A 7,083-nucleotide genomic window follows, 5' to 3' on the forward strand; every position below is an offset into this window, starting at 1 on the left:
AGGAGGATTTCCCCTTCTACTGGCTGGCCCGTGTGCATGGCCGTTACACCCAGAACATGGAGCGTCTGCTCAAGAAGATCGACCTCGACGTGCCGCGCTGGCGCGTGCTGTGGATCCTCAACGAGAACGGTGAATCGAGTATTTCCGAGATCTCCACCCATGCCATTGCCAAACTCTCGACCATCACCAAGATCGTCTACCGCATGAAAGACGACGGGCTGGTCGATACTGCGCCAAGCCCTGAGGATGGGCGCGTGACCCAGGTGCGCATCACCGAAGTCGGCCTGCAGAACATCGAGCGCATGCAGGACGTGACCCGGGAGCTGTTCCAGCGCAGCTTCAAGGGGCTGACCGAGGCGCAGGTGCAGCGGCTGAACCGGATGCTGGAAGTGGTGTTTCACAACCTCGAGACACCGTGAAAGCTGGGGCCGCGTGGCGGCCCCCAAATTCAGCAGGCTTTAGAGTCCTCGCACACCCGGTGATAGGCCCGGTTGAAATACACCAGCCCATCGTCCGCCCCGCCATGGCGGATATCCTGGATCTCGCAATAGAAAATGCTGTGCGACCCCACTTCATGCACCTGGGCAATACGGCAGTCGAAGTTCACCAACGCCTCCTGCATCACCGGCGCGCCGCTTTCCAGCACGGTCCAGTGGGTGGTCGCAAAGCGTTCTTCCGTGCTCAGGTTACGGTTGGCAAACGCCCCCGACAGTTCCTGATGGGTGCCGGCCAGCACGTTCACGCACAACGCGCCGTTGGCCTTGAATTGCTCGTTGGAGTAAGACGCGCGGTTCATGCACACCAGCAAGGTGGGCGGTGCGTCGGTCACGCTGCACACTGCCGATGCGGTGAAGCCGAAACGCCCTGCTGGGCCATCAGTGGTGATGACCGATACGGCGCCGCCGAGCAGCGCCATTGCATTGCGAAACTGGTTTACGTCTACCATGGTCATGCTCCTCAGATATCCAGCACCAGCTTGTTGGACTTGGCCCGCGAGCAGCACACCAGGATCTGGTCGTTCGCGGCTTTTTCGTCATCGGTCAGGTACACATCGCGGTGGTCCGGCTCGCCTTCGAGCACCTCGCACATGCACGTCCCGCAGACGCCCTGCTCGCAGGAAATATCAATCTTGATGCCGACCTGAGCCAGCGCTTCGAGAATCGTCTGCCCCTCGCCGACCTGCACGATCTTGTTGCTGCGCGCGGCCACCACTTCAAAGCCTGCGCCACTGGCATCGACCTCGACCTGGAAGTACTCCTTGTGGATATGGTCTTCGGCATAACCCTGCCGGCGAGCCCCTTCGATCACCCAGTCCATGAAGCCGGACGGGCCGCACGTGTACAGGTGGGTACCTGGGTTGGCAGTGCCTAGCACCGCCACCAGGTCAAGGCGCTGTGCCGGGTCTTCGTCGTCGAAGTGGGTCACTACCCGTGCGGCAAACGGCGCCGCCGCCAATGCCTCGAGAAACGCACTGCGGCTGCGCGAGCGCCCGCAATAATGCAGTTCGAAGTCCGCGCCCTGCTGGTGCAGGGCATGGGCCATGGCGATCATCGGCGTGATGCCGATACCGCCACCCAGCAGGATCGAGCGGCGCGCCTGCGCCGCCAGCGGGAACAGGTTGCGCGGCGCGCTGATCTGCAACGCGCGCCCTTCCAGCAAGGTCTCGTGCACCCCCACCGAGCCGCCGCGTGAAGCGGGGTCTTTGAGCACGCCCAGGCGATACACCGTGGCATCGGCCGGGTCGCTGCACAGCGAGTACTGGCGCACCAGGCCAGGCGCGACGTGGATATCGACATGCGCCCCCGCCTCGAAGGCCGGCAACGCCGTGCCATCGGCACGCCCCAGGTCGAGGACGACCACGTCGGCCCCTTGGATCTCGCGCTTGCGCACGACTACGTTCAACAATTGTTCATTCATGGCCGGTGTCCCGTGTAACGACAGGAGGCGCGCTGCGCCCCCGAAAATTTCAACGCATGAACAGGCCGCCGTTCACGTCCCAGGTTGCCCCGGTGGTGAAATAGGCCTCGGGCCGCGCCAGTTGCACGATCAGGTCGCCAAGGAAGCCGGCGTCACCCAGGCGCTGCACCGGGATGTTCGCCAGCAAGCCCGGCAGGCGCTCGGCCGGTACCGCGGCATGCACCGCCGGCGAATCGATCGGGCCGGGGGCAATGGCGTTGACCGTGACACCCCGGGCGGCGAATTCCTTGGCGAAGATCTTGGTCAGGGTGATGATCGCGCCCTTGCTCGCTGCGTAATGGGCACCCGTGGCGGTGCCACCGTTCTGCCCGGCCAGCGAGGCCATGTTGATGATCCGTCCGTAGCCGGCCTCGGCCAGGTGCGCGCCAAACACCTGGCAGCCGAGGAAGACGCTGCGCAGGTTGAGCCCGACCACTGCGTCGAGCTCCTCCGGGGTGATCTGCATCAGCGGCGTGGTCTTGGTCACGGCGGCGTTGTTGACCACCACGTGCAAGGCGCCAAAATGCGCCAGTACCTGGGCCAGGGCCTGTTCGAAATCGGCCTTGCTGGCGACGTCGAGCTTGACCGCCAGGGTGCGGCCGCCCTGCCCTTGCTGCGCTTGCTGCAGGTGTGCGGCGCTGGCCTGGGCCAGTGCCAGATCGCGGTCCGAGACCACCACGTCAAAGCCCGCGGCAAGCAGTTGGGCGCAGAAGCGCTGGCCCAAGCCCTGGCCGGCGCCGGTTACCAATGCAACTTGGTTCATGGCCAGTTCCTCAAAGGATGTAGCCGATACCGGCAAGGGTATCGTCGCTGTTGATCAGGCTGATCACCTTGCGGTGGATCTTGAAACCGCCCGCCGCCCGCACCAGGGTGTAGGTCAGGTCGGCGCTGTAGTGCTTGAGGCTTTCCTTGCGAAATTCCCGCACGTTCTGCGCGCAGCGCACGCTGACGTTGACGCCGTCGTCGCTCAGCACCCGAAAGCGCGACAGCGTGCGCACGGTACGCGGTTGTGGGCTGGTGGAAATCGACTCGCCGCCGATCAACCGCTGCACCCGCAGGCCGCGCATGTGGTGGTCGTCGTAGGCGTAGTTGAGGGTGTTCTCGTAGTCGCTCTGCTTCGGGTCGATGGGGATGATGTACGTGCCTTTTTCAGTCCATTGGCCGAGCCAGGTGTCGTACTCGCCGTGGTCGAGCATGTCGCCTTCCTGCCAGATGAAGGCGGTGACTTCTTGCAGCAATTGCAGGTTCATAGGGTTCTCCATGCTCACGCCGACATCATCTTTTTCCACTGCTGGTACGCCGCACGCATGCCGGTTTCGGCACTCACGTCGGAGACCAGGCCGTCTGCGCTGGGCGTCTCGCCGGGCAAGCCACGGTTGAGCATGATCCACAGGTCTTCACCGGCCCGGGCGCCTTTCTGCACCCGTTCCCAGGCTTCAGAATCGTCCGGGGTGCCGAAGCCCATCGGGCCTTGGAAGTGCTCGTGCAGGCGCAGGCGGTAGCGGTTGGCTGCGGCCGGGCCGCCGTCCATGGTGATCACCGAGTGATGGATTTCGGTCTCGGTCACCGAGATCGGCTGCAGCACGCGGAAGAACGCCATCGAGCAGGCGACGTTGGGGAACAGGTTGAGGTTGAAGCCCGAACCGCCGACGGCGCGCACGATGCGGCGCACTTGTGGCTCGTCGATGCCTTCGTCGCGCAGCTCGGCGGCCAGGGCCTCGAAGCGCTCCGGGATCGGTTTGTCGAGATCGGCTTCCAGGTCCACCAGCTCGGGGATCATCACCATCACGCTGTGGCCGTTGCCCAGGTCCTCGACGTAGCCGGGGCCTTTGACGAAGTCGAACAGCTCCAGGGTCTGCTCGTCGACCGAGGACAGGAAGCTCTTGTGCACCAACGGGAAGTGGTAGGCGTCGGTGGTGTTTTCCAGTTGGATCTTCCAGTTGCCGGGGAAGCGGAAGCGGTGCTCGCCGGGGACCTTGATGCCGTAGCCGGCGCCTTGTTTCATGAACAGGTCCATCCACTTCCTGGCTGCGCCGAGGAAGTCTTCGAGCGGCTCGATGTCGTCCTTGAAGGTGGCGAAGACCATGCCGGCGTAGCTTTCGGTGCGCAGGCTGACCAGTGGCAGTTCGGCCTTGTCGATGCAATCGCCGTAGCTTTCCGGGTGGGGGATGCCGCGCAGCGAGCCGTCGAGGGCGTAGCCCCAGCCGTGGTAGGGGCAGACGAAGCTGTTGGTCTTGCCCTTCTTGTGCTCGCACACCGTGGCGCCGCGGTGGCGGCAGCGGTTGAGCAGCACGTTGATGGCCTTCTTGCGGTCACGTACCACGATCACCGGCTGCTTGCCGATGAAGGTGGTCTTGTAGCTGCCCGCGTCCGGGACTTCGCTGTCGTGGGCGACCCAGACCCAGGTGCTGTGGAAGATTTTCTGCAGCTCGGCGTCGAACAGGGCCGGGTCGGTGTAGAGGGAGGTGTGGACGCGGTCGTGCTGCACCAGCGCGGCCGGGTCGACCGTCAGGTTGACGGCGGGGATCAGATTGCTCACGGGGGCTTCCTCTACTCAGGCACGCTGGATGATCAGTTCGCGGCCGACACGGGCCTCGACCTTGGCATAGCGCCATAGTTTGTACGGCCCCTCGCCCACGGCCGTGGTGCGGAACAGGTTGCAGGCGGCGTGCACGGTCTCGATGTCCGGTACGTCAGCCAACAGGTAGGTGGTCCAGGGGAAGCCGTCGGACGGGCCGACCATGCCCTGGTCATCGTCCATGTTGCCCAGCACGTTCACCCCGGCCAGGTCGTGGATGCCATTCCACATCGCACTGAAGGCGGCCCACACCTGAAGCTGCTCCTCGCGAGGGGCATCGAAGAAGTTCTGGTTGATGCCCATGCAGAACAGCACGCGCAAGGTTTTCTTATCGCTCATGACAAATATCCCGAAAGTTACAGGTAGCCCGGAAGGGGCTGTTTACCGAAGAACATCGCCCCGGCGTTCTGGTAGGTGACGTCGCCCATGAAGGCGTGCTGGGTCACCACCTGCGCATCGTTGACGCAGCGGGCCAGCGGGCTTTCGTTGTAGATGCCGGTCATGCCCGAGAGCATCTGTACACTGCGCGCCACTTCGGCGGCCACGCGGGCGGCATGAGTGGAGGACAGGCGCAACAGGTTGGTGACCTCGACCGGTACCGGGTCGCCCGCCAGGACGTGCTCCCAGGCTCGTTCGATGGACTCGTAGAAGAACGCGCGAGCCGAGCGCAGCGCCGCCTCGGCCTTGGCCACATCGACCTGGGCCAGCGGCCGGTCAGCCAGTGCCGGGGCGCCGGTGACCGAAATGCGCCCACTGGCCATGCCCGACAGTTCGTCGAGCGCGGCGCGGGCGATGCCCAAGCCGACCACCGAGAGCACCTGGGTGGCGAACGACAGCGAGGGGTAACGGAAAAACGGCTCGTCCAGGTTGGGCTTGCCACCGCGCACGAAGGTCCACTGCTCGCCGACCACCACGTCCTCGACCACCAGGTCGTGGCTGCCGGTGCCGAGCAGCCCGACGGTGTCCCAGGTCTGCTCGATGCGCGCTTGCTGGCGCGGCATCACTGCCAGGCGTGGCAAGTCAAGCTTGTCGCCATTGCGCGGGGCGATGCCGACACCGACGATGTCGGCGCCCATGGAGCCGCTGGAGTACTTCCAGCGGCCGTTGACCTTGAAGCCGCCGGGCACGATCTCGGCGGGCTGTGGCGGGAAGATGCCACCGGCGAACACCGTGTCGGGGCTGTTGCCGTAGATCTCGGCGATGGTTTCCAGCGGCAGCGCCGCCAGGTACACGGGGCTCATGCCGAAGCTGGCCACCCAGCCGGCGGAGCCGTCTGCATGGGCGATGCGTTCGACCATTTCACAGAAGGCACCCGGCGAGCATTCAAGCCCACCGAAGCGTTTGGGCACCAGGGCGCGGTACACGCCATGGGCCTTGAACGCGTCGATCACATCGCGGGATATGTGGCGCTGGCGGTCGAACTCACCGAGGCGAGCCCGATCACGAACACCGTCAAGCAAGGCCTCGAAGGCAGGGCCAGAGGCGAGCGCCGACACAGGCGCGGCACGCAGGCAAAGCGATTCCATGGACTTTCTCCGTCTCAGGCGCGGTTTTTGTACTGATGCTTGTGGGGGGTGTTGGCTGGGCTCGGTGAAGGCAAGCACTGGCCATGCAGAGGGGCGTAGGCAGGTTTGGGCGGCATGGTCTGTCTCTCTTGTTTTAGGTGCCGGTGACAAATATTTGCGGCGATTTACGTGAATTGTCAATTGAATTTTCACGCTAAAACTCACGAAAAATCTGCTAGCAGTACTCAGGAAGATTCAGAAAAAACCGCTTATCTATCTGATTTAAATGAATTTAAAGGCTGAGATAGGCTGAGCTGAACAGCGCAAAAAAAACTAAAGACCAACGCTGATATCACGAAAAATTTTTAGTGCCTTTTTCACATGATTTCTGCCAGAAAAAAACGCGTGTAGGATGGCCTGGCATGGAGCGCGACAACGCCGGCCAACCCACGCCGAGCACACAAGAAAAACATCAAGCCAGCGCCCCACCAGGATCGATGGGGACACGCCAATGCCTGCCGTGATTACCCCGAGGTCGAGGTCATGCCCACCCGCCATATCGATCTGCAGGACCATCGCCTGCGCTACCTGCACCTGAGCCATGACAAGGGCTCGATGCGCGCCGCTGCCGAAGTGCTCGGTGTCGCCACCTCATCGGTCAGCCGGCAGATCGCCCGGCTGGAAGAAGAACTGGGCATCGAACTGGTCCGCCCCGGCACCCATCGCATCAGCCTGACCGCCGCCGGCGAAGCGGCCGTGGACTACTACATCGAGCGCACCCGCCAGCACGCGCTGCTGGTCAACCGCCTGGACGAACTGCGCGCCCGCCAGCAGGCCTCGACGGTGATCGCCATTGGCGAAGGCCTGCTGGGCGCCCGGGCGATCAATTCGTTGCAGGGCTTCTTGCATGCGCACAATGCGCACAAGGCCGAGATCATCAGCGCCCCGTCCTTGGAGGTGCAGCGCATGGTGCTGGCCGACGAGGCGCATTTGGGCGTGGTGTTTGCGCCCAACCCTGCAGCCCGCCTGACGCGGCTGTTCAGC

At 63.8% G+C, this 7,083-nt stretch carries 9 protein-coding genes; 2 read left to right on the forward strand and 7 right to left on the reverse strand.

The features are described from left to right. Positions 1 to 419, forward strand: a 419-nt coding sequence (locus NP534_RS24660; RefSeq protein ID WP_274100450.1) for a MarR family winged helix-turn-helix transcriptional regulator, incomplete at its 5' end; no start/stop codon positions are given. A gap of 29 nt (positions 420 to 448) precedes the next feature. On the opposite strand, the gene NP534_RS24665 is transcribed toward NP534_RS24660, so the two are convergent. From NP534_RS24665 to iacA, 7 genes are read right to left on the reverse strand one after another with little or no spacing between them, the layout of a single operon-like run. Continuing rightward, the gene (locus NP534_RS24665; RefSeq protein WP_033698724.1) at positions 449 to 946 is read right to left on the reverse strand and encodes a flavin reductase; all 498 of its coding nucleotides are present in this window, start codon (positions 944 to 946) and stop codon (positions 449 to 451) included. 11 nt (positions 947 to 957) lie between these two features. Beyond that, a complete protein-coding gene (locus tag NP534_RS24670; protein ID WP_274100451.1) occupies positions 958 to 1,917 on the reverse strand; it encodes a PDR/VanB family oxidoreductase in 960 nt (319 codons plus the stop codon). Between the two features lie 49 nt (positions 1,918 to 1,966). After that, entirely contained in the window at positions 1,967 to 2,719 is a 753-nt protein-coding gene (locus NP534_RS24675) for an SDR family NAD(P)-dependent oxidoreductase (protein WP_033698728.1), read from the reverse strand. 10 nt (positions 2,720 to 2,729) lie between these two features. Then, a complete protein-coding gene (locus NP534_RS24680; RefSeq protein ID WP_274100452.1) occupies positions 2,730 to 3,206 on the reverse strand; it encodes an aromatic-ring-hydroxylating dioxygenase subunit beta in 477 nt (158 codons plus the stop codon). A gap of 14 nt (positions 3,207 to 3,220) precedes the next feature. Next, positions 3,221 to 4,495, reverse strand: coding sequence for an aromatic ring-hydroxylating oxygenase subunit alpha (locus tag NP534_RS24685; protein WP_227696199.1), 1,275 nt, complete (start codon positions 4,493 to 4,495; stop codon positions 3,221 to 3,223). A gap of 15 nt (positions 4,496 to 4,510) precedes the next feature. Continuing rightward, a complete protein-coding gene (locus NP534_RS24690; RefSeq protein ID WP_033698732.1) occupies positions 4,511 to 4,873 on the reverse strand; it encodes a hypothetical protein in 363 nt (120 codons plus the stop codon). Positions 4,874 to 4,890: 17 nt separating this feature from the next. Further along, positions 4,891 to 6,060, reverse strand: coding sequence for an indole-3-acetate monooxygenase (gene iacA, locus NP534_RS24695; RefSeq protein ID WP_033698734.1), 1,170 nt, complete (start codon positions 6,058 to 6,060; stop codon positions 4,891 to 4,893). Positions 6,061 to 6,582: 522 nt separating this feature from the next. Between iacA and NP534_RS24700 the strand changes: the two genes are divergently transcribed. Then, the coding region (locus NP534_RS24700) for a LysR family transcriptional regulator (protein ID WP_274100453.1) at positions 6,583 to 7,083 on the forward strand (501 nt) is incomplete at its 3' end.

The sequence above is a fragment of the Pseudomonas sp. 39004 genome (assembly GCF_028682155.1).
In the GTDB taxonomy this organism is placed as follows: domain Bacteria; phylum Pseudomonadota; class Gammaproteobacteria; order Pseudomonadales; family Pseudomonadaceae; genus Aquipseudomonas; species Aquipseudomonas capeferrum.